This is a genomic window from Desertivirga xinjiangensis (genome assembly GCF_024436435.1).
Lineage (GTDB): Bacteria > Bacteroidota > Bacteroidia > Sphingobacteriales > Sphingobacteriaceae > Desertivirga > Desertivirga xinjiangensis.
In genome coordinates, this window is sequence record NZ_JAFMZP010000007.1 from 202,982 (window position 1) to 226,208 (window position 23,227).

A 23,227-nucleotide genomic window follows, 5' to 3' on the forward strand; every position below is an offset into this window, starting at 1 on the left:
ATAAGTAATTTCTTTTTAAATGAAAGACGTAAATAAAGAGTTTAAGCCTTCAAGCTGGGCGATAGACAATAAAATGGCCATTTATGTGCTGACTTTTATTGTAACAGTACTGGGCTTGAACGCTTACAATAACTTGCCGAAGGAAAACTTTCCGGAAATCATTATCCCGAAGATCTTCGTGACGACCGTATATCCGGGTACTTCTCCGGAAAATATGGAAAACCTGGTTACAAAACAGATTGAAAAGGAGCTCAGGGGAACCAAGGGATTGAAGAAGATAACCTCAAATTCCTATCAGGATTTTTCGATAATCACAGCGGAATTTAATACCGGTGTTGAAATTGAAGATGCAAAACAGCGGGTGAAGGATGCGGTTGATAAAGCACGACAGGACCTTCCTAATGATCTACCCAATGATCCGGATGTTCAGGATATCAACCTTTCTGACCTTCCTATCATGTACGTAAATATCTCCGGCGACTATGATCTAAAATCGCTGAAGAAGTATGCGGACGATCTCGAAGACAGGATTGAAAGCCTTAAAGAGATTTCAGGGGTCGATATCGTAGGAGCGCTTGATCCCGAAGTTCAGATCAATGTAGACCTGAATAAAATGGCTGCTGCGCAGATCTCATTCGGTGATATTGAGATGGCCGTGAAATATGAAAATATGACCATTTCGGGCGGTTCGGTAAAAATGGACGGGGTGCGTCGTACGCTAAACGTAAAAAAGGATTTCAAAAGTGCTGAGGAGATTGCAAACATCGTGATCAAAACGCCTACGGGTGCAGCAGTATATTTAAAGGATATAGCTGATGTTAAGGATTCCTTCAAGGAACAAAACAGTTATGCACGTTTGTACGGAAAGAACGTTATCACCTTGAACGTTAAAAAACGAAGCGGTGAAAACTTAATTGAGGCATCTGATAAGATCAACGCTCTGATCAAGGAAATGCAGGGAACTACTTTGCCTAAGAATCTTGATATTACCCTTACAGGAGATCAGTCAGATCAAACGCGGGTTACCTTACACGACCTGATCAATACCATTATTATCGGATTTATCCTGGTAACGGTGATCCTGATGTTCTTTATGGGGGTAACTAATGCATTGTTTGTTGCGCTGTCGGTACCCCTGTCCATGTTTGTGGCATTTTTAACCATGCCAGCTTTAGGAGCGCTATTTGGGTTCAGTTTTACTATGAACATGATCGTGCTCTTCTCTTTCCTGCTTGGGTTGGGTATAGTAGTGGATGATGCTATTGTGGTAATTGAAAATACACACCGGATCTTTGATAACGGAAAAGTGCCTATTGTGAAGGCAGCTAAGATGGCAGCAGGAGAGGTGTTCCTTCCGGTGCTTTCCGGAACATTGACAACGCTTGCTCCCTTTGTGCCTTTATTGTTCTGGCCTGGAATTATCGGTGAGTTTATGTTCTTCCTGCCGGTAACTCTTATTATAACCCTGCTTGCTTCGCTTTTGGTAGCATATATCATAAATCCTGTGTTTGCAGTCGATTTTATGAAGCCTCATTTAGAAGAGGAGCATCATAAGCCAACATTTGACAGATCGGTTAAACGGGCACTTATAGTATTATTAGTTTTAGCGGGTATAGCTTATCTGTTCAGTTTCGGAGCAGGTAACTTCTTTGTGTTCCTTGCCTTACTTTATCTGCTTAACCATTTTTACCTTACCGGAGCGGTTAAACGTTTCCAGGAGAATGTCTGGCCTCGTTTCCAGGCGCGTTATGTTAAGCTGCTAACCTGGGCATTGGCCCGTCCGCGGACAATGATTTTTGGTACCATTGGTTTGTTCATTTTCTCAATCGTTCTTACAGGAATAGTGCCTCCAAAAGTGGTATTCTTTCCAGAGTCGGACCCGAACTTTATCTACGTATACGCCGAATTACCAGTAGGTACAGATCAGGCATATACTAATGAGGTTATTAAGAAGATCGAAACTAAAGTTACTGAAGCCGTTGGCGGCAAGAATAACAAAATCGTCTCTTCGATAATTTCCAACGTAACAGTTGGTGTTACTGATCCTCAGGATGAAGACCAGGGAGAGTACCCTAACCGGGGTAAGGTTACGGTTGCCTTCGTTGAATTTGGAAAGCGGGATGGTGAAAACACTTCGCAGTATTTAGATAAAGTGCGTGAGGCTGTTAAGGGAATTCCCGGAGCAGCAGTAACGGTTACAAAAGAGCAATCAGGTCCTCCGACAGCAAAACCTATTTCAATTGAAATTACAGGTGATAATCTTGATTCAATTGTGAGAACCTCAGATCGTTTGAAGAAATATCTTGACGCCAAGCAAATTGCCGGAGTGGAGGAGTTGAAATCTGACTTCCAGAATAACAAACCGGAGATCATCTTTGATATCGATCGTGAACGAGCTAATCGTGAAGGTATATCAAGTGGTCAGGTAGGAGGTGAATTACGTACGGCTATTTATGGCAAAGAAGTATCTAAGTTCAGAGATGACGATGAAGACTACGAAATCAATGTGCGGGCGCAAGAAGATCAGCGTAACAATCTTCAATCGTTGAGGAATATGAAGATCACTTACCGTGATATGGCAATGGGTGGTCAAATCCGTCAGGTACCATTATCCTCCTTTGCAGGAATCGACTATGTAAATACCTACGGAGGTATCAAGAGAAAGCAGCAGAAGCGAATCATTATTCTATCCTCTAACGTTTTAGGTGATTACAATGCCAATGAGGTTGTAGCTGAGATTCAGACAGAGATAAATCAGTTTAAAGCACCGGATGGAGTAGAGATTAAGATGGCAGGGGAGCAGGAAGAGCAAATGGAAACTGCTGCATTCCTGGGATCAGCCTTAATGTACGCTTTCGGATTGATCCTGATTATCCTGGTGATGCAGTTCAACTCGGTGAGTAAGCCATTGATCATCCTGAGCGAGATCCTCTTTAGTGTGATCGGGGTGTTACTGGGTATGATCATCTTCCGGATGGAAATGTCTATCGTAATGTCTGGTGTGGGTATCATCGCGCTTGCCGGTATCGTGGTTAGAAATGGTATCCTTTTGGTTGAATTTACCGACCTCATGGTAGAGCAGGGGATGTCTGTAAGAGACGCAGCTATTGAAGCTGGCAGAACCCGTATGACACCGGTGCTCCTGACTGCCACAGCAACGATGCTGGGTTTGATACCATTGGCTGTTGGTTTGAATATGGATTTTGCCAAGTTATTCAGTGAAGGAAACCCTCATTTATATTTCGGCGGTGATAACGTTGCCTTCTGGGGGCCGCTATCGTGGACGATGATCTTTGGGTTGAGTTTTGCGACTTTCCTTACACTGGTATTGGTACCATGTATGTACATCATTGCAAACAGCAATTCAAGGAAATTTAAAAATTTCTTGAAGAGGACTTTTGGATCTGAGCATAAAGCTTAAAAAAATCTTCTTTAATTGATGAAGGGCGGCTTGTGGTCGCCCTTTTTTTGTGGTGTGCAACTTTCACTGCATTTGTAGAATATGATCGCTGCCGCTGTGCGATTTCTTGACTCTATGAGGCTACCCCTATAATTTCTTGGATTTAACGCAAGAAAACGCAATGCGGTCGTGGCTTCTTTACCCGCTAATGGCGAGTTTTTGCGGTATTGTGAAACTTTTTCTGCGTTTTGTTGCATCTTTTCATTTTAATCTTTATGTTTGGTTCGTGCATCTGTTGCATGAGCTAACCAAAATAAGAATTATAAAATTTAACTTCTCTTGCTGGGGGAGTTAGACAAAGCATAATAGTTAGATACATGAAGAAAACTTTACTGCTAGCGCTATTGGCGGGCCTGCTAGGAACTGCAACAACAGGCAAAGAAAAGAAATCGGACCGAAAAGCGAAATCGGTTATTATTACAGGTGCTGACCAGACTGACAAATACCTTTCTTATCTGAAAGGTAAGCGAATCGGTATGGTAGTGAATCAAACCTCAATAATTGGAAAAACTCATAGTGTCGATAGTCTCAAGTCTCTTGGTGTTAACATTGTGAAGATCTTTGGTCCGGAGCACGGATTCAGGGGAAATGCCAGTGCCGGTGTGCATGTAGAGGATGAAAAAGATCCAAAGACAGGCATAGAAGTAGTGTCTTTATATGGGAAAAATCACAAGCCGTCCAAAGAAAGTCTTTCTAATGTTGATTTAATGGTTTTTGACATTCAGGATGTTGGTGCACGATTCTATACATATATAGCAACCATGCACCGGGTGATGGAAGCGTGTGCTGAGAGCGGGAAGGAATTGCTAATTCTTGATCGTCCCAACCCCCATGGTTACCTGATCGACGGACCAATTCTTGATATGGCTAACAAGTCCGGGATCGGTATTCATCCTGTCCCTATTGCTCACGGAATGACAGTAGGTGAGTATGCTAAGATGATCAATGGTGAAAAGTGGCTGGCTAATGGTGTGCAGTGTAAAATTACAATCATACCTGTTGCCAATTATTCCCATGATCTTCCTTATGATCTTCCAGTCAATCCTTCCCCTAATCTTAATACTCCCGAATCAATTATTCTCTATCCATCGACCTGTCTGTTCGAAGGAACAGTCATCAGTCAGGGAAGAGGTACGTATACGCCATTTACTGTATTAGGGAATCCGCAGCTGAAAGGGAAATACACTTTCTCATTTACGCCTAAAAGTATAAAAGGAATGAGCGAGACCCCCTTGCATATGAACGAGGAGTGTTATGGTCTTAATTTACGCAATCAGGAAACCGTTGCTGCTCTCCGGAAGTCAGGAAAAATCAATTTGAAGTGGATGATGGACTTATATGCAGCGTATCCGGACAAAGAAAAGTTTTTTGACTCAAGTCAAAGTAAGGAAATTGGAAATATCGACAGGTTGGCCGGAGTGAAGCAGTTTAAAGAGCAGATTGTTGCAGGACTTTCTGAAGAAAGAATCCGAAAAAGCTGGAAAAAAGGCTTGGATGGTTTTAAAAATATGCGGAAAAAGTATTTGATCTACCAATAATTGCTTTTTTGATCCACTTTGTATTCTTGGGATCGCAGTTTTGGATTGTGTAGATGGAAATAATAGGAGTTTGCTGTGGATTTTTGCATGTTTTAGCTTATTTGTTGAATTTTTATGTCAATTTCTGCGTTTTTTTGTCGAAAAAATTTGAAAGTTGCAGATTCAAGTATTAAATTTGAAGAAGTATGAGGGGGGGATTCATCTTAAGATACGTTATTATGCCTGTTTGTTCGTCATTAAAGAAAAATTTAACTATATATAACTCAATCACTAATTTATTATGAAAAGAAGGCTACTCAATTTAATTATGGGTTTGGTCTTGATGTCGCTAAACGTAATTGCTCAGGAAAAGGTGATTACAGGAACGGTGACATCTGCCGAGGACGGGCTACCTCTTCCAGGGGTTTCTGTCAAAATAAAAAACTCAGTTCTGGCTACAAGTACGGGCACTGATGGAAAGTACACCATTCGCGCCACACAGGGCCAAGTTCTGATTTTTTCGTACATAGGCACCCTGACGATGGAAAAGATCATTGGTTCAGAAAGTGTGGTCAATGCTGCCTTGAAATCTGATGCCAAGGCTCTTGGAGAAGTGGTTGTTACGGCCTTGGGTATCGAGAGGGATAAAAGAACTTTAGCTTATTCCGTCCAGACCGTGAAAGGAGAAGATTTAAGGGAGTCTAATCAGTCAAATATTATTAACGGACTTCAAGGTCAAATTGCCGGAGCGCAGATCACTTCTTCCGGTGGGTCTCCTGGCCTTCCTTCTGAGATCATCTTAAGGGGCGTATCTTCTCTAAGCGGAGATAATCAACCGTTAATGATCGTGGATGGCATTAGGGTCAGTAATGCATCTACAGACGGCACCGTAAACAGGCTTGCTGATTTTAATCCTGAGGATATTCAGGACATCTCTATTTTGAAAGGTGCGGCTGCCTCTGCGCTTTATGGTATTGATGCAGCGTCGGGTGCTATTATTATTACAACAAAAAAGGGGAAATCAGGAACAACTCAAATGAATGGCTCTTATAAGTCATTTTTAGAGACGGTCGGTCGTCTTCCGAAGCAACAAAGCTTATATACCTCTGGTACAGGCAGTGGTTTTGACGAGAGTTCTATTTCATCTTGGGGAAGAAAGTTTAGAAGTGATGAACTCATATATAATAACCTCGACAGATTCTTCGAAACAGGTCAGATTAATGATGTAAACTTTAACGTAAACGGAGGTGCGGAAAAATACAATTATTACTTTTCTGGTAATTATAGGGATGGTTCCTCTATTATTCCCAATACAAGGTCCGATAAATTATCTGTCTTAATAAAGGGCACCACTAAGCTTACGAGAAAAATCGAGTTAACAGCTTCAGCAAATTATATCAACAATAATATTAAGGAAGGTATCGTAGGAGGCAGTTCAGGTGGTTATGCCAATAGTATTTATATGTATCCACTACGGTACGATATACAACGATATCAATACGATAATGGTAAGCCCTACTACGAGTACTATGAGAATAGTGGTGTAGAAGAAACAGCAAGAATATCGCCTATGTGGGCGATCATGAAAAATGCAAGGAACACAGGAACGCAACGATTTGTAATAAATGGTAATCTCGCCTATAAGCCTGTTGACTGGATCAATCTGTCTTATAGAGTTGGACAGGATTTTTATAACCAGGATTATGGCTATGTAACGGTGCCGGGCACACCAGGTTTTATGGATGGCCGTTTATACGAAAGTAAAGGAAACTTTATTTATCAAACCAATATATTTAATGCCAGTTTTGACAGAAAGATAAATAATGATCTAAGGGCTACATTAATTTTAGGAGCTAGTTCAGAGTACTTTGAAGCCAAGACAAATGTTGTTAGCGGTGAGGATTTCGTTGTTCCCGACATTTACAGTGTAAATAATATAGCAGCAGCGAATCTGGTTTCATCAGAAGGTTTTAGAAGACGGCAGCGATATGCTCTATATGGTGATTTCAAGCTGGACTATAAAAATATGTTGAGCTTAGGGATCACCGGTCGAAACGACTGGTCGTCTACGTTGCCTCAAGACGCCAGATCTTTCTATTCGCCTTCGATATCAGGTAGTTTTACATTTTCTGAATTGTTTGATAATAAAAATGAATGGTTTGGAAAGTTAAGGGTTAGTTATGCCAAAGTAGGTAAGGATGCTCCTATCTATGCAACTTATACAAATCTGGTCCCTTATCTCGGAATCGGCGGAGGTTATCAGAACTTCGCTACCGGAGGTAATCTTCATCTTGTTGCCGAAACGACAGTAGAAAATGAGTATGGTCTTGAATTCAGGTTGTTTAGAAATCGTTTAAATCTCGAAGCTACATACTATGATAAAGAGAGCCGGGATCAAATAGTAACGGCGAGAGTACCTCTTCCAACTGGTTTTGTTGAACAAACTTTCAATGTTGGAAAACTTCGAAACCGGGGAATTGAAATGTCTCTAAGCGGAAGTCCGTTTAAGTCTAAAAACTTTACCTGGAATACCACATTAAATGCTTGGAAAAATACTTCAAAAATGCTTGAGTTTCCCGGACATATCGAAGTATTCCCTTATACATTCGGTCAGCCGTACACTTCCGCTTACGGAGCATCAATGATCGATAAACCGGTGTTGGGTATTGTGGGCAGCGATTATCTGAAAAATGATGAAGGATACACGGTTATCGGCAGTGATGGGTATCCCGTTATCAATCGTCAGGATAACTCGTTGTATATTGGTAATCGGGAACCTAAGTTTAATATTGGTTTACTGAATAAATTCAGTTACAAAAATCTTAATCTATCCTTTTTATGGGACTTCCGATTTGGAGGCGATGTTTACAATGCGACCAGATTAGGTATGGTGTCCAGGGGGATCGCCTACGATGTTGGACAGTTGAGAGATCGGGCGTTTGTGTTTAACGGGGTAGTTGAACAGCCAGATGGTTCCTATGTCAAAAATACTAAGGAGGTTGCGTTAGACTATAACTACTTTGTCAATAATTATACGTCGGTTGGATCCAACTTTGTCGAAACGGTAAATTGGGCCAGAGTAAGATATATTACACTTGGTTATACTGTTCCAAAAAAATATACTGACAGACTGAAAGTGTCAAGAGTTAGTTTTGAGTTGTCTGCACAAAATCCGATTCTAATTACAAATTATTCTGGTGGGGATCCGGAAGTGAACAGTGCAGGACCAAATGCAGGAGGGGGAGGAGGCAGCACCATGGGTGTTGATTTCGGTGCAATTCCTGTATCAAGGACTTATTCATTAGGTGTATCAGTTGGATTTTAACCTCAATTATAACATGAAAAAAATATTAAGAACGTTATCGATTATGCTGATAGTGGTGCTTGCATCATGCAGTAAGTTGGATATTAATGTAAATCCGGTGCAGCCGGTAACAACAGAAGCTAATCTTAGATTACCTGCAATATTGGGTAATATGGCTTATCACATTTACTCCCAGGCCCGTTTCACATCATATCATTCGCTCTATCTAAATAGTAGATACAACAGTAGCAATAATGGTTACACTGCGCCATTAGTTCACTGGAACTATACTTTAGCACAGAGAATTGGTGCCTGGCGGTGGCATTACTTCGATGTCGGCAGTAATTGTCTAGGGATGATTGAAAGGGCCGAAAGGGACGGGGCAAATAATTACAAGGGAGTTGGCAAAATAGTGCTTGCTTTTTCTTACCTGACAGCGACCGATGTTTTTGGAGATATGCCTTATACGGAGGCTTATACAGGTATCTATTACCCTAAATATGATACGCAGGATGTCGTATATGCAGGTGTGTTATCACTGTTAAACGAAGGTATCGAGGCGCTTAATAGTGCCTCTTCTGCAGATCCGGTTATGGATTCTAGCGCTGATTTGATTTATGGAGGTGACATTAATAAATGGAAAGCTTTTGCAGAAGCCGTACGAGCCAGACTTTTGTTACATACAGCAAGTTTTGAAAAAAACTACGATGAGGTCCTGGCAGTTACTAATGCTGCTTTAGCAGGGTTTTCAGACGCGATGTTTAGGTATGCGGAAGCTCCTTCCAGGGATTGGGAAACTAATATGTGGGGCCCGGATATTCCCAGACCTGAGTGGAACTTTGCAGATATAACTAACGTCTTAGAATCATCTGTACATACAGATTTCTTTATGAACTATCTTACCGTTAATGATCCTGGATTAAAATATGATCCCAGGTTACTAAAGTTGACTACTCCGGGAGTTAAAGGAGTCTATAACGGGGCGATGATATCAGAGGGTCTGGCAGTGAAAAATTGGCCTAAGGATACTCCAGTCCCTGCAATGGAAGACTTTGCAAAATTATATAATGGCTATTGGACTTCTGATAATTCTCCTCAGCCATATATCCTGAAAGAAGAACTATACTTTATCAAAGCTGAAGCGGCTTTTTACCAGAATGATAGAAACACAGCTTTTGAAGCATATAGAGAAGGAATCAGGTTGAACATGGAGAGATTGGGGGTAAGTGCGGGCGAAATCACAGGTTATTTATCCTCTTCAAAAGTTAAACACGACGCCTCTGAACTAACGGTAAGCGATATTATGGGGCAAAAATATATTGCGATGTACTTACAGCCAGAAAGTTGGGTGGATATGAGGAGGTATAAATACAGTGCAAAGGCTTATCCCGGCATTTATTATCCTAAAAATGTGACATCTGATGCTGCCGGAAGATGGCTTCAGAGAATGCCCTACGATCCTCAAACAGAACCTATTTATAACCCAAGAGAGTTGGAAAGGCTCGGTGCTAATGCCAGAAACTGGCTATTCGTACCGGTATGGTGGGCAGAAAAGTCGCAATTAAACTAATAAGAGTATGAAGAACTGTAAAATATTTTTATTCGCAATATTAGTGGTTGTTGGTTTGTCTTGTAAGAAGAACAATCCAATTGAAGAAATTGGAGCTTTAGGCGGCGGACATAAAGCCCAGTTAAGTGTTTCGTTAAGCAACCGGACTCCTGCTTTAGGAGACATTGTGGTAGTAACAGCGACAACTTCTCATAAGTCAGATAAAATAACAAAGGTTGAATTTTCACATACGCTATCAGAGAGGTTTGGTATTTATCTGTCATTGGATAACACCGTTATTAATACCTGGCACGACACCAATCCAATATTGATTGTCAGAGATACTATTGTGAACAATGATATCTGGAAAACGGTAAGTAGTGGTGCGGCTGATGACTTGGAAAACTACTATCGTACAAACGAAAATTACTTCGTCATACCGGCCCGATACACATTATTTGCTCAGCGTGCGGGCAAGTACGATCTGGCCGGGCCCGGTTTGTTGCTACAACTTCCTGATGAAGCGTTTGAGATCTTAAAAAGTCAGTTAGCACGAACTATTAAAGTGTCGGAATATGCAAGGTTATTTCCCACGGCCCCCGATGGAAACTATGTAATGACAGCGGGTACAAAAACAGCTATTTCTGCCATTGGAAAGGCTTTCTTGCGATCAAATCTCAGTAAACAGAATTTAATTGACAATGGCTTAAAGGAGATACATAAAGAAGGAGTGATGGCCGCTTCAGTGAACGTCAGAGTTACCACGGAAAATGGTATAATTAAGGAAACCAGCAACAGTTTTGAATCGGCATACCAATAGAAATTATGAGAAAACTTAGTTTATTATACTTTATATCTTCAATGCTTCTGATGTTTGGTTGCAAGGAAGATGAGGTTTCAAGGATCGAACCTCAGGGTAATTTCGCAGTGAATTTTACTCTTCCTGAGGGTGACATTACTGCACCAGCAAAAGTTCTGTTAACGAACAGGTCGAAATATTCAGAAAAATATCTTTGGAAATTTCCCGAAGGTAAGGCCCTTACTAAAGAAGGGTTGGTTGATCGGGAAAGCAGCGAGGCATTAGTGCCGGACACAATTTATTATGATTTGCCGGGTGAGTATAAGGTAACCCTTGTAGCCTGGCAGGGCGGTAAAATCGATTCGGTTACAAAATCGGTAAATGTGATTAAGATGCAACCTCAAATTGTACTGCCTGCTAATATTGGTATTATGGCTGAGGTAGAATTTAGTGCAAATGTCTTTAAATATCCCGGCCAGGAGGGTACTTATTCCTGGGATTTCGGCGAACCTGGCCTGGTATCTACTGAAGCAAAGCCAAAAGTCACCTTTCAGAATGAAGGAGTTCATACAGTCACTTTAGCCTTTAATGACGGAGAGGAAACACTGACCACTACAGTGCAGGTAAATGTAAGGGGGGAGTTGACAAAAGCCCTGTACTTTACTGATATAATCACGAAAAAGATATATAAGTATCAGTTTAAGCAATTGACAGCTCCTGTAACAACTCAATTGCCTCATTCTTTAGGCAGTCATCCATTATCTCTCAGTGTTTATAACGATAGGGTATTTATAACTGAAGCAGGTAATAACGCATGGTTTATCACCTCCGCTAATGCTGACGGACGCATTTACTCGACTAATTTGGGGGGTACTAATGATATTACGCTCACAACAGCCACAGGGATTTATCAGCAAGATCCTTTTGCTCATGAGATTGATCCTGCAACTGGTATACTTTATTTCCTCACCCGGAATTTTAATGTAAGAGCTATTTCGACAACAGGACAGGACCTTACGTATCCAACCACTCAAAAGCTCGGTATAGTTGTGGGGAATGCGGCCGGCGTTACCACTGTATTTAATTGGGTAGATGGAGGTGTCCGGGTTGTGGATGGAGAAATTTGGTATTCAAAACATGCGAACGGTAAAGGATTGTATAGATTCAATTTAACGACAAATGCCTTTTTAGGACGAATTGGAAGTTTAGAAGAAGTAAAGATCCGCAGTTTTGTGGTAGACTCCAAAAATGGGAAGATTTACTTTTATGTCAATTCGATAGGAGGTAACTTAACTCCAGGGTTATATCGGTGTGATATCAATGGGGCTAATATTGTTCTTATCGACAATCTTAGTAACCTTAGTCAGGAGGGTAGTGGCACGGAAATTCTTGGCATTACCGGAATGGCGTTAGATACCGACCCGGATGATGGATCGGCAGGGTACTTATACTATGGATTCAGAGCTGTAACTGATGTAAACAATTTGGGAGCTGTAGTAGGTACAGGAGCTAATTCTGGAATTAAGAAATATGCGTTAGATGGAAGTAAACCGGCAGAGTTTTTAATTAAGGGTTATGCACCCTATGGAATTGGCATTGATCATACTAAAAGATAAAAAAACTCCATGTTCTCTGTCTAAATCAGAGAACATGGAAAATTTGAATAAAATGAAAAGACTTTTATATATAGCAGCAATTTTTCTTGGGGGCTTGTATTCTTGTAAGGATGAAGTAAAATGGGTTCCGGATGACTACCATAAAGGTGCCCATGAGATCCCTTCTGGTGAATATGTTACAGACCGTAGCTTTAAAATGGTAGCTTATTATGCTGAAGCGAATGAGCCTGATTCGATTGAAATGGAGAAGTTCAAGATGATCACTCACCTTCATTATGCATTTGCCTATCCAAATGCCGATGGAACTATTCAACCTTTGATAAAACCGCAAAATTTCGCTAAGATTATGCAGCGGGCAAAAGAGAACGGGGTGAAGAGAGCAGTGTCATTCGCCGGATCTCAGGCGATATACTCAGCTATAGCTGCCGACTCCGTATTGCGTTCAAAATTCATTGACAACATTGTCACCTTCGCTTTAAAGTATGATCTGGACGGTATAGATATAGATTGGGAATATCCGAACGCTGGCCTTTCCAACGACATCACTTTTGAAAAATTTATGAAAGAGCTCTCAGGTAAGCTCCATAGATATCATTTGTATTTAAGTGCTGCTGTTACTGCAGGTCTTTTTGCTGGTGATGTCCGTGATGGCATAACTCCAGGAGCAGTTGAGGCAATGGACTTTGTTAATTTAATGGCTTATGATGCAAAAGGACTGGACCCGCAGGAGCCTAACCATCATTCAACCTATGTTATAGCCCAAAAAGTAATGGATGCCTGGTTAAACATTAAAGGATTGCCGAAAGAAAAAGCAGTGTTAGGTTTTCCTGCTTATGGAAAAACGGCAGATCCAACCCCTCTGGCAATGTCGTACAGAGAATTATTAAAAAATGGCGCGAAGCCACTACTTAATTCGGCAACTGTCATAACCGGGAACAGAACGGATATTTATTATTACAATAGTCTTGATGTGGTGAAGTTGAAAGCTCAACTAGCGAAGGATAACGCCAATGGCCTAATGGTATGGGAGCTTTATCAGGATGCTAATGGACCAAATTCAATGGTCAAAGCGGCTTACGACGTTATTAAATAAGCCGATCAAGTACAGTTTTAAGTCACGAGATAAAGCCTTCTCTGCGCAGAGAGGGCTTTATAAAACATTTTATAGCATAAAAATTGGGAATGCATTTTTAAAATGATTTATTGGTAAAAAAGCTAATGTTTTGCGTTTTTATGCGTTTTGTTCTGGTTTAGACTCTTTATTAAATAAAAATTGCATGTTTGTGCCGATTTATTTGTATAATTGTATGACAAATTGCCACCGTCTAATTATGAATGGGAGTCCTATTGCGGTTTTGCTCTTTTTGTGGGTATTTGAGTCAAATGCACAATCCCTCAAATTCGCTTTTGTCTCCGACACACATATCGGTAATCATACTGCCGCTGAAGATCTTCGGCGCACTGTCACCGATATTAACAGCCAGGCTGACATCCAGTTTGTAGTGATCAGCGGTGATATTACCGAATTTGGTTCAGATGAGGAGCTGAAGCTTGCGAAGCAGATCCTGGATAGTTTAAATATGCCCTGGCATATTATCGCGGGAAACCATGACTCCAACTGGTCGGAGAGTGGCAGTAACAGCTTCCTCCGGGTATTTGGCGGAGAAACCTTTTCTTTTACGGCAGGTGGTTATTTCTTTGCCGCTACCAGTTCTGGTCCAAACATGAGAATGGGGCCGGGGCAGGTGCCAAGAGAAAATATTGTCTGGCTTGATTCGGTGCTAAACAATATGCCTAGTCCATCCATGCCGGTTATCTACATTAATCATTATCCCCAGGATTCTTCTCAAAACAACTGGTACGAAGCAATCGACAGGGTGAAAAAGAGGAATGTTCAGCTGCTGCTTTGCGGGCACGGGCATGCAAACAGAAAGTTTAATGTAGAGGGTATTCCTTCAGTGATGGGGCGTTCCAACCTGAGAGCAAAAGACAGTATTGGCGGGTATAACATTGTTACTATCCAAAACGGAACGGCGAGTTTTGACGAAAGAAAGCCGCTTATTCAAACCAATAGAAAATGGACTGAGGTGGCTTTGGCAAACCATCATTTTGAAAAAGACACTACAACGTATTTCAGACCTTCATTTGCTGTTAATAAAAAGTTTCTGGGCGTTAAAACTCTATGGGAATACCAGGATCAGAGTGATATAGGTGCGGGAACAGCAATGTCTAAGATTTTTGTATTCGCAACCAACACCAAAGGATCAATTAATGCACTTCATAGAAAAACCGGTTTAAAGGCCTGGCAATACCAAACTGGCGGCAAGATTTATTCAACTCCTTATTATGCTGAAGGTTATGTCCTCGCTGGTTCATCTGACAATTTTATTTATTGTCTTTCTGCTAAGGATGGTAGTTTGAAATGGAAGTTCCCTGCCTTACGGCCGGTTCTTGGCTCTGCCCTTGTGAAAGGAAATCAGGTTTTTATTGGAAGTTCCGACGGGCATTTTCGTTCGCTAGACCTGAAGTCGGGAAAGTTGATCTGGGACTTCGACCAGGTGAAGGGATTTGTTGTAACAAAGCCGATGATCTATGAAGGTCTGATTTATTTTGGTTGTTGGGCTAACGACTTCTATGCTTTAGATATAAAGACTGGTCAATTGGCCTGGAAGTGGAACAACGGCGCATCTAACCGGATGTTTTCTCCTGCAGCCTGCTATCCTGTTGCAGCAAATGGCCGGGTATTTATCGTCGCTCCCGACAGGTATATGACTGCCTTTAACGCAAAAACTGGCCATGTGATATGGAGAACCCAGATGAAAAATGTCAGGGTGCGCGAGTCGATGGGCTTATCCGAAGATAAAAGCCTGGTATATGTTAAAACAATGGATGGTGAATTGTATGGCATCTCGACCACTACTCCCCAGATGGACCTAACCTGGAAGGGAGATTTGAAGCTTCCTTATGAGCTTACTCCTTCAGCTATTATTGAGAGCCGGGGCGTGATCTATGTGCCGAGTCATTCCGGATTGGCTTCTGCTGTTGACCGGAAAACAGGAGAGGTGCTGTGGCAATATAAGACGTCAAATTGCTTGATGAACCCAATTATGCCTTTAGATAAGAATAAAGTTATTGTTAGTACAATGGACGGGAAAGTTGCCTGTTTAGAATACTCCACTAAATAGAATTTGATGTGAGATACGCATTGCTAATTGCTTTGTTTTTTGATTCTCTCAGGCTGTCAGCTCAGACTCTGCCTGATTCAGCCAGTGTTTGGACTGTCATCAGCGAGGTTAAAAAAGAGCTTGCGCCTGACAGGAGGACTGCTTATTTCAAAGTGAACATCAAATCGCAGTCTCCCTTTGTTATAGAATTGGAGAGTACGCAAGCAAATGCCGCAGAAATATTAAAGAAAAGGTTTATGACTCAAAGTATAAGCGCTACTGTTCTTGAATCTTTGCTGCCTTCTAACGCTCTGCAGGGAAAGGTTTACGGAGTGGCGACTCTTTCAGTTTGCAACAGCCGCTTTGAACCTGATCATACAGCAGAAATGGCTACACAGGTCTTGCTTGGAACTCCCGTCGAAATTCTTAAAAAGGAGCGAGGATATTATCTTGTCCGTACGCCTGACAACTATATTTCCTGGACTGATGACGCCGGTATTGAGGCAATGACGAGTGAAGAATTTACTGAATGGCAATCTGCCGATAGAGTAGTTTATACCAGCCAGTACGGTCATGCGTTTAGTAAGCCTTCGGGTAATTCCAGCCCTGTATCGGATGTTGTGGCAGGCAATATTTTAAAGGTCTTAGGCCGCAAAAAAAAATACTATAGAGTTTCCTACCCTGACCAGCGCATCGCATACATCCCGGTTAAGGACGCGGCAAAATACAATAACTGGGTTTCCAGACCTAATCCTCAGGCGTTCAATATTCTGAACACAGCAACAAGCCTTATAGGTATCCCTTATTTGTGGGGAGGCACGTCTGTTAAAGGCTTCGACTGTAGTGGATTCACTAAGACCTGTTATTACCTGAACGGAATTATCCTTGCCAGAGATGCTTCTCAACAGGTGCTGTCTGGCGAGCAGGTAGACATATTTGAGTCTGACACTGTGAATCTTACTAAAGCCTTAAAAAATCTTAAAGCTGGTGATCTACTGTTTTTTGCCGCAGGAAAACATAAAGTTGACAAGCCCAGGGTGACGCATACGGCGATCTACATGGGTGAAGGAAAGTTCATTCAGGCAGCAGGACTGGTCCGCATAAACAGCTTAGTTTCCGGTGATCCTGATTATGATGAATTTCAAACCCGGACACTTGTTAACGCAAAGCGAATTCTTACCTCTATAGGTAAACCTGCGATTACCCGGGTAGATGAGCATCCATTTTACTCAGTTAGAAAGGATTAACAATGAGCAGCAGAAGAGAATTTATAAAAAGTTCGGGACTACTAATGGGAGCCTCTTTAACGACAGCTCCCGAGGACTTGTTTGCCGCTCAGAAGAAGAAAATGAGTGGTGCCGGGTCTTTAAAGCTTCGTTTCAGACCCTACATTTTAAACCTTAAACATGCCTTTAATCTAGCCACAAGTTCGCGTACCACAACACCAGTGGTTCTCACGGAGCTTGAGTATGACGGCGTGATTGGTTATGGAGAAGCTTCTATGCCTCCCTATTTGGGCGAATCTCATGAAACAGTTACAAAGTTCCTTTCAAAAGTAGATCTCTCGAAATTTGATGATCCTTTTGAAATGGAGAATATACTCCGATACGTTGATGAGATTGAAGTGGGCAATAGAGCCGCAAAGGCTTCCGTTGATATTGCCCTTCATGACCTGGTTGGAAAATTAGTAAAGCAGCCCTGGTATAAAATCTGGGGTTTTGATGCTTCGAAAACACCACTAACGTCCTATACCATCGGCATAGATACGGCTGAAGTGGTGAGACAAAAAGTTAAAGAAGCTGCGCCGTACAAGATCTTAAAGGTTAAGCTGGGCCGGGATACAGATAAAATGATGATCGAAACTATCCGGCAAATCACTGACAAGCCAATATGTGTGGATGTAAACCAGGGCTGGAAGGACAAGTCTTTTGCCCTGGAAATGGCTCATTGGTTACACGAGCGCGGAGTGATCTTCCTGGAACAGGCGATGCCGAAAGAGCAGATCGATGACAATGCATGGCTGACAGAAAGGAGTCCGATACCAACGGTTGGCGATGAAGCAGTACAACGTCTGGATGATGTCTTGAAAGCGCATCAGGTGTATCATGGCATCAATATCAAATTGATGAAATGCACCGGAATGAGGGAGGCTCATAAAATGCTTACCCTGGCCAGGGCTTTGAATATGAAAGTGATGATGGGTTGTATGACGGAAACTTCATGTGCTATTTCGGCTGCCGCGCAATTAGCGCCTATGGTTGATTGGGCCGACCTTGATGGCGCAGTCTTAATTTCAAATGATGTCTACAAGGGAGCAGAGATCATTAATGGAAAGGTAACCCTGAAGGACCTGCCAGGCATTGGAATTAAAAAGATTTAAGAAATAAAGTATAAAAATGTACACATCTCATTTTTTTATAAAAAGGTTTATATCCAGGTCGATCTTGCCTGCACTTGCTCTTTGCCTGTCTTCTTCTGCTAAAGGACAAGACTTTCTCCAAAATACGCCCGCTTCCAAAATCTGGGTGGAAAAAACATTCAGCAAACTATCAAAAAGGCAAAAGATAGCACAGCTAATGGTGATCCGTCTTTCGGAAAAAAGAGGGAATGAGGTTGTATTTTTCGATAAAGAGGTTCAAAAATACGTCAGGAAATACAATATAGGTTCGGTTTGTCTTTTCCAGGGAAACTCAGCACAGCAGGCTGATGTGATCAACAAGCTTCAGTCAAAAGCAAAAACGCCCTTGCTTGTATGTATTGATGGGGAAACCGGCGTCGGAATGAGATTTGGTGATGTAAAGCCTTTCCCGGATCAGCTGACCCTGGGTGCAGCGCCTGATGCGTCTCTTGCTTATAAAGTAGGAAAGGCAATTGCCGAGCAATGTAAACGTGCAGGCATCCAGGTAGATTATGCTCCGGTTGTTGATATCAATAATAACCCCAACAACCCTGTGATCAACTTTCGCTCATTGGGTGAAGATAAATACAAGGTTGCTGCCTTCGGTATTCAGATGATGCGCGGAATGCAAGATGCTGGTGTGATGGCCTGTGCCAAACATTTTCCGGGTCATGGCGATGTAGCGGTGGATTCCCATCTGGATCTGCCTGTAATTAATAAATCGATCGGGTCCCTGGATTCCCTGGAAATGTATCCCTTTAAAGAGCTGATTAAAGCAGGTGTAGGGAGTATGATGGTAGCTCACCTTTATATTCCTGCGATCGATGATACGCCTAATCAGGCAAGCTCGCTTTCCAAGAAAAATGTAACAGGTATATTAAGAGAACAACTGGGTTTCAAAGGAATTACATTTACCGATGCACTTGAAATGAAAGGCGTTGCAAAATTTTATCCACAGGGTGAGGCAGCTGTGCAGTCAATCATTGCAGGGAATGATATGTTATGCCTTCCCGGTGATATTAAGGGCAGCATCAGGAAGGTACGTAAGGCCATCCGTCAGAATAAACTTAGATGGGAAGACATAGATGAAAAGGCACGTAAAGTACTACTTGCAAAATATAACCTGGGTTTAAGTAATGCGACACCCATAGATACCCTGGGTATTGCGGCTGATCTAAATTCAAAGGTTAGAGGGATCAAACTGGAAGTATACGAAAATGCCATCACCCTGTTAAAGCAGGAGGAGTCAGCCATGTTGCCACTCATGGCCTCTAAGAAAGTGGCGTTTGTTGGTGTGGGACTAAAAGATGAGAATCACTTTGCGAAGCTATTGAAGGAAAACTTTAAGGCAGATTGTTATTACTTTGACTTCGCTTCTGATTCTGTAAAAGCACAGGAAATTGCTCAAAGCCTTCGAGGAAAATATGATGCAATTATTGTCGGACTACATAAGTATAAAAAGTACCCTGCAAATAATTTTGGAATAAGCGCGGCTCCCGTGAAATTGATGCAGCTGCTGCAGGATCAAAAAAACGTGATAAGCTTTGTATTCGGTAACCCTTATGCCATCAAAAATATTACTGCCGCTAAAAACATTGTAGCGTGTTATGAAGATGATGATCTGATGCATGATGTTGCTTTAAAGCTTCTGAAGGGCACAGTATCTCCCAAAGGAAAACTGCCTGTCAGTGTATCCCCTGAATTTCAGTATGGAACCGGCGTTACCGGTAGCCATTATCTTCCGGCTGCAAGTCCCGAATCAGTTGGCTTGAATAGTAAAAAACTCAATGAAATAGACGCAATTGCACTGACGGCCATAGAAAAGGGAGCAACCCCGGGTGCTGTAGTGTTGGTTGTCCGGGATGGTAAAGTTGCCTTTCAAAGAGCCTATGGTTATATGAACTACGACAGGAAGGAGCCGGTTACACTTGAAACTGTTTATGACCTGGCATCGGTAACTAAAATATCTGCCACTACCGTTGCAGTCATGAAATTATACGAAGAAGGAAAGCTCGATCTAAATAAAACGCTTGGAGATTATTTATCATGGACAAGGGGATCTGATAAAGCTGGTTTGAAGCTAAAAGACATCTTGTTACACCAGGCAGGCCTGGTAGCGTTCATCCCTTTTTATAAAGAAACACTGGACAAAAATGGCAAGCCGAAGCAGGGAATGTACAGCACAGCGATGTCCGATCTTTACCCGGTACGGGTGGCTGAAAACATGTATATGCCGCAAAGCAGGATCGATAGCATGTACAAAAAGATCCTTGAAAGTAAACTTGGGCCTTTAGGGAAATATGTATACAGCGACAATGACTTTATTTTTCTTGGGAAAGTGGTGGAAGCAATAAGCGGCAAAACACTCGATCAATATGTTAAAGATAACTTTTATACGCCTCTTGGAATGCTTAGCACGACCTTCAAACCAAGGGAGCATATTCCTCTTAACCAGATAGCGCCCACAGAGAACGAAAAGTATTTCCGGCTTCAGCATATCCAGGGAGATGTGCACGATCCAGGGGCTGCAATGTTCGGCGGGGTTGCCGGGCATGCAGGCTTGTTCAGCAACGCTAATGATCTTGCAAAACTGTATGTACTGTTATTAAACGGCGGGGAGCTTAATGGGGTACGCTTATTAAAAAAGGAGACCATCGATTACTTTACTGCTTACCACAGTGAAATAAGCAGGAGAGGCCTCGGCTTTGACAAGCCTGAAAAGGATAATTTGACAAGCAGTACTCCATACCCAAGTCTCAGCGCTTCTCCCTTAACTTTCGGACACACTGGCTTTACCGGCATAGGAGTTTGGGCTGATCCCAAATACAAGCTGTTATATATTTTCCTTTCAAACCGTGTTAATCCTGATAGCGCAAATAACAAGCTTGGAATCATGAATGTAAGAGGAGATATACAGGAGTTGATCTATCAGTCAATTATCAGAACAAAATAATATATATAAGCTGAATCAATCAGCATATGCTACAATAAAAAATCATGACAGAAATTAAGGAATTACATATGGAAATTACAACAGAAAGAGACTCTAACTATAAGGATTTAGATAAGATGTCTGTTAGGGAGATTTTAGAGAATATCAACAGGGAGGACAAGACCGTTCCTGATGCAGTTGAAAAAACAATTCCCCAGATTGAAAAACTAGCAACGGCTGTGGCGGAAAAAATGGCCGACGGCGGTCGCTTGTTTTATATTGGTGCCGGTACCAGCGGGCGTTTAGGTGTTGTTGATGCCTCCGAATGTCCTCCAACCTTTGGTGTGCCCTTTGACTGGGTGATTGGAATAATCGCCGGAGGAGATACTGCAATCCGTAAAGCGGTAGAATTTGCTGAAGATGATACAGAACAAGGATGGCTGGATCTCCTAAAGTATGATATAAACGAAGGCGATGTGGTGGTAGGCATAGCTGCTTCGGGCACTACTCCTTATGTAATAGGGGCACTGAGAAAAGCAAATGAAAATGGCCTGATCACCGGGTGTGTGGTGTGTAATTCGAACAGTCCTGTAGCTGCTGAAGCCCAGTTTCCCGTAGAAGTAGTTGTAGGACCTGAATTCCTGTCGGGATCCACCCGTATGAAGTCGGGAACTGCACAGAAGCTCGTGTTAAATATGCTGAGCACGGCAGTCATGATCAAATTAGGGAGGGTAAAAGGTAATAAAATGGTGGATATGCAGCTCACCAATCATAAGTTATTTGTTCGCGGAGTAAGAATGATCATGAAAGAAACAGGTCTTGATCAAACTACCTCCACCCAGTTACTGGAACGGTATGGAAGTGTGCGTAAAGCCATTAACGCTAGTGTTCCCCAGTAAAATTAACAGGGATCTGATTTAATGGTCCCGGAGAAACCTTGATACATTCCAGATAATTCCAAGATAATTTATGTCTCCAATAGTTTTATTATCATTTTTAATAGGATACTTTGCTGTCCTAATCCTTATTTCAGCGATAACCTCGAAAGGAGCGTCGGATAACTCAAGCTTTTTTATTGCTAACCGGAATTCCAAATGGTATTTCGTGGCATTCGGTATGATTGGAACCGCACTTTCAGGGGTAACGTTTATATCGGTCCCCGGAGCCGTTTTCAACAGCGGCTTTGGTTATTTTCAGTTTGTGCTTGGCAATGCCGTAGGTTTTGTTATTATAGCCACCGTACTGTTGCCTCTATATTATAAGATCCATCTCATCTCCATCTATACTTACCTTGAAAAACGCTTAGGTTTCTGGAGTTATAAATCCGGTGCTATGATCTTCTTAATTTCCCGGACCATTGGCTCGGCTTTTAGATTATACCTGGTAGCAATCGTCCTGCAAAAGTTCATATTTGATGCGTGGAATGTCCCTTTTTGGGCAACTATCACGATTTGCCTGGTTCTGATCTGGTCATATACCTACAAAGGGGGCTTAAAAACCATTATCATCACAGATACCCTGCAAACGGTATTTTTACTGTCTTCCGTAGTGCTTTCCATTTATTTTATATCTAAAAGTTTAGACCTGGATCTGGCACAGACGTTCGAAACAGTTAAGAACAGTTCCTATTCAAAAGTTTTCTTCTGGGAGGACTTCTTTAGCAGTAAGAATCATTTCGTTAAGCAGTTTTTAGGCGGCGTTTTCGTGACGGTAGCTATGACGGGCCTGGACCAGGATCTGATGCAAAAGAACCTTAGTTGTAAGAATATTGGTGAAGCCCAAAAGAACATGCTGACCTTTACATCTGTATTCCTGGTTATCAACATCTTCTTTCTGAGTGTTGGCGCTTTGCTTTATCAATACGCGGCTGCTAAAGGGATCGATGTAAGTACTCTCGCCACTCCGGATCATCTTTTCCCTGAAATTTCACTGAACTATCTGGGAATGGCTCCGGCAATCATCTTTATGCTTGGCCTGACAGCGGCTACGTTCGCTACAACAGATTCAGCCCTGACAGCCCTGACTACTTCCTTTTGTGTAGATTTTTTAGGGTTTGATAAGAAGAAGGATCAGAACGATGCATCGCTGGTGAGGACCAGGCATATGGTGCATGTGCTGTTTTCTTTTGTGATGTTGCTTGTGATCCTGGTATTTAAGGTTATTAACAACGACTCTGTGGTAAATGCCATTTTTAAAGCCGCAGGATACACTTATGGGCCTCTTCTTGGCTTATTTGCATTTGGAATGATTACAAAACGAAAAGTGACTGACAAGTATGTTCCATATATTTGTATTTTGTCTCCGATAATTTCGTATTTTATCGATTATAACTCGTTAAGCTGGATAGGCTACTCCATTGGATTCGAACTAATAGTGATCAATGGTTTAATAACTTATGTCTTTCTATGGCTTAACAGTAAAAAGAAGATGAAAGAAAAGGAATATTTCGGCGTGCCGGAGGTAGCCGATTTAAATTAAAAGATTAAAT

13 protein-coding genes are annotated in these 23,227 nt (G+C 41.9%); all 13 read left to right on the plus strand.

What is annotated here, in order from left to right; genetic code table 11:
• Positions 1 to 19 precede the first annotated feature (19 nt).
• The 13 genes from J3P37_RS17385 to J3P37_RS17445 all read left to right on the plus strand — a co-directional run bounded on the left by J3P37_RS17385 (position 20) and on the right by J3P37_RS17445 (position 23,217).
• Positions 20 to 3,421: an efflux RND transporter permease subunit gene (locus J3P37_RS17385; protein WP_256012626.1), complete on the plus strand. Its 3,402-nt coding sequence runs from the start codon at positions 20 to 22 to the stop codon at positions 3,419 to 3,421.
• A gap of 356 nt (positions 3,422 to 3,777) precedes the next feature.
• Positions 3,778 to 4,998 (plus strand): exo-beta-N-acetylmuramidase NamZ family protein, encoded by a 1,221-nt coding sequence (locus tag J3P37_RS17390; RefSeq protein ID WP_256012627.1) that lies wholly within the window; start codon positions 3,778 to 3,780, stop codon positions 4,996 to 4,998.
• A gap of 280 nt (positions 4,999 to 5,278) precedes the next feature.
• Positions 5,279 to 8,302, plus strand: a complete 3,024-nt coding sequence (locus J3P37_RS17395; protein WP_256012628.1) for a SusC/RagA family TonB-linked outer membrane protein — start codon at positions 5,279 to 5,281, stop codon at positions 8,300 to 8,302.
• Positions 8,303 to 8,315: 13 nt separating this feature from the next.
• Positions 8,316 to 9,851: a SusD/RagB family nutrient-binding outer membrane lipoprotein gene (locus J3P37_RS17400; protein ID WP_256012629.1), complete on the plus strand. Its 1,536-nt coding sequence runs from the start codon at positions 8,316 to 8,318 to the stop codon at positions 9,849 to 9,851.
• Between the two features lie 7 nt (positions 9,852 to 9,858).
• Complete coding sequence (locus J3P37_RS17405; protein ID WP_256012630.1) at positions 9,859 to 10,650, plus strand: hypothetical protein; 792 nt, start codon at positions 9,859 to 9,861, stop codon at positions 10,648 to 10,650.
• Between the two features lie 5 nt (positions 10,651 to 10,655).
• A complete protein-coding gene (locus tag J3P37_RS17410) occupies positions 10,656 to 12,245 on the plus strand; it encodes a PKD domain-containing protein (RefSeq protein ID WP_256012631.1) in 1,590 nt (529 codons plus the stop codon).
• 52 nt (positions 12,246 to 12,297) lie between these two features.
• Complete coding sequence (locus tag J3P37_RS17415) at positions 12,298 to 13,338, plus strand: glycoside hydrolase family 18 protein (RefSeq protein ID WP_256012632.1); 1,041 nt, start codon at positions 12,298 to 12,300, stop codon at positions 13,336 to 13,338.
• A gap of 238 nt (positions 13,339 to 13,576) precedes the next feature.
• On the plus strand, positions 13,577 to 15,430 hold the full coding sequence (locus J3P37_RS17420) for an outer membrane protein assembly factor BamB family protein (RefSeq protein ID WP_256012633.1): 1,854 nt from the start codon (positions 13,577 to 13,579) through the stop codon (positions 15,428 to 15,430).
• 8 nt (positions 15,431 to 15,438) lie between these two features.
• Positions 15,439 to 16,656, plus strand: a complete 1,218-nt coding sequence (locus J3P37_RS17425) for a C40 family peptidase (RefSeq protein ID WP_256012634.1) — start codon at positions 15,439 to 15,441, stop codon at positions 16,654 to 16,656.
• 2 nt (positions 16,657 to 16,658) lie between these two features.
• Positions 16,659 to 17,789: a dipeptide epimerase gene (locus tag J3P37_RS17430; protein WP_256012635.1), complete on the plus strand. Its 1,131-nt coding sequence runs from the start codon at positions 16,659 to 16,661 to the stop codon at positions 17,787 to 17,789.
• Positions 17,790 to 17,805: 16 nt separating this feature from the next.
• Positions 17,806 to 20,760 (plus strand): serine hydrolase domain-containing protein, encoded by a 2,955-nt coding sequence (locus J3P37_RS17435; protein ID WP_256012636.1) that lies wholly within the window; start codon positions 17,806 to 17,808, stop codon positions 20,758 to 20,760.
• A gap of 44 nt (positions 20,761 to 20,804) precedes the next feature.
• The gene (gene murQ / locus J3P37_RS17440; protein ID WP_256012637.1) at positions 20,805 to 21,638 is read left to right on the plus strand and encodes an N-acetylmuramic acid 6-phosphate etherase; all 834 of its coding nucleotides are present in this window, start codon (positions 20,805 to 20,807) and stop codon (positions 21,636 to 21,638) included.
• Positions 21,639 to 21,708: 70 nt separating this feature from the next.
• Positions 21,709 to 23,217, plus strand: a complete 1,509-nt coding sequence (locus J3P37_RS17445; RefSeq protein ID WP_256012638.1) for a sodium:solute symporter — start codon at positions 21,709 to 21,711, stop codon at positions 23,215 to 23,217.
• Positions 23,218 to 23,227: the final 10 nt, after the last annotated feature.

What these genes read in the sequence shown, in the direction of transcription:
- J3P37_RS17385 (WP_256012626.1), top strand. Translation starts at nt 20, where the DNA reads ATGAAAGACGTAAATAAAGAGTTTAAGCCTTCAAGCTGGGCGATAGAC.
- J3P37_RS17390 (WP_256012627.1), top strand. Translation starts at nt 3,778, where the DNA reads ATGAAGAAAACTTTACTGCTAGCGCTATTGGCGGGCCTGCTAGGAACT.
- J3P37_RS17395 (WP_256012628.1), top strand. Translation starts at nt 5,279, where the DNA reads ATGAAAAGAAGGCTACTCAATTTAATTATGGGTTTGGTCTTGATGTCG.
- J3P37_RS17400 (WP_256012629.1), top strand. Translation starts at nt 8,316, where the DNA reads ATGAAAAAAATATTAAGAACGTTATCGATTATGCTGATAGTGGTGCTT.
- J3P37_RS17405 (WP_256012630.1), top strand. Translation starts at nt 9,859, where the DNA reads ATGAAGAACTGTAAAATATTTTTATTCGCAATATTAGTGGTTGTTGGT.
- J3P37_RS17410 (WP_256012631.1), top strand. Translation starts at nt 10,656, where the DNA reads ATGAGAAAACTTAGTTTATTATACTTTATATCTTCAATGCTTCTGATG.
- J3P37_RS17415 (WP_256012632.1), top strand. Translation starts at nt 12,298, where the DNA reads ATGAAAAGACTTTTATATATAGCAGCAATTTTTCTTGGGGGCTTGTAT.
- J3P37_RS17420 (WP_256012633.1), top strand. Translation starts at nt 13,577, where the DNA reads ATGAATGGGAGTCCTATTGCGGTTTTGCTCTTTTTGTGGGTATTTGAG.
- J3P37_RS17430 (WP_256012635.1), top strand. Translation starts at nt 16,659, where the DNA reads ATGAGCAGCAGAAGAGAATTTATAAAAAGTTCGGGACTACTAATGGGA.
- J3P37_RS17435 (WP_256012636.1), top strand. Translation starts at nt 17,806, where the DNA reads ATGTACACATCTCATTTTTTTATAAAAAGGTTTATATCCAGGTCGATC.
- murQ (WP_256012637.1), top strand. Translation starts at nt 20,805, where the DNA reads ATGACAGAAATTAAGGAATTACATATGGAAATTACAACAGAAAGAGAC.
- J3P37_RS17445 (WP_256012638.1), top strand. Translation starts at nt 21,709, where the DNA reads ATGTCTCCAATAGTTTTATTATCATTTTTAATAGGATACTTTGCTGTC.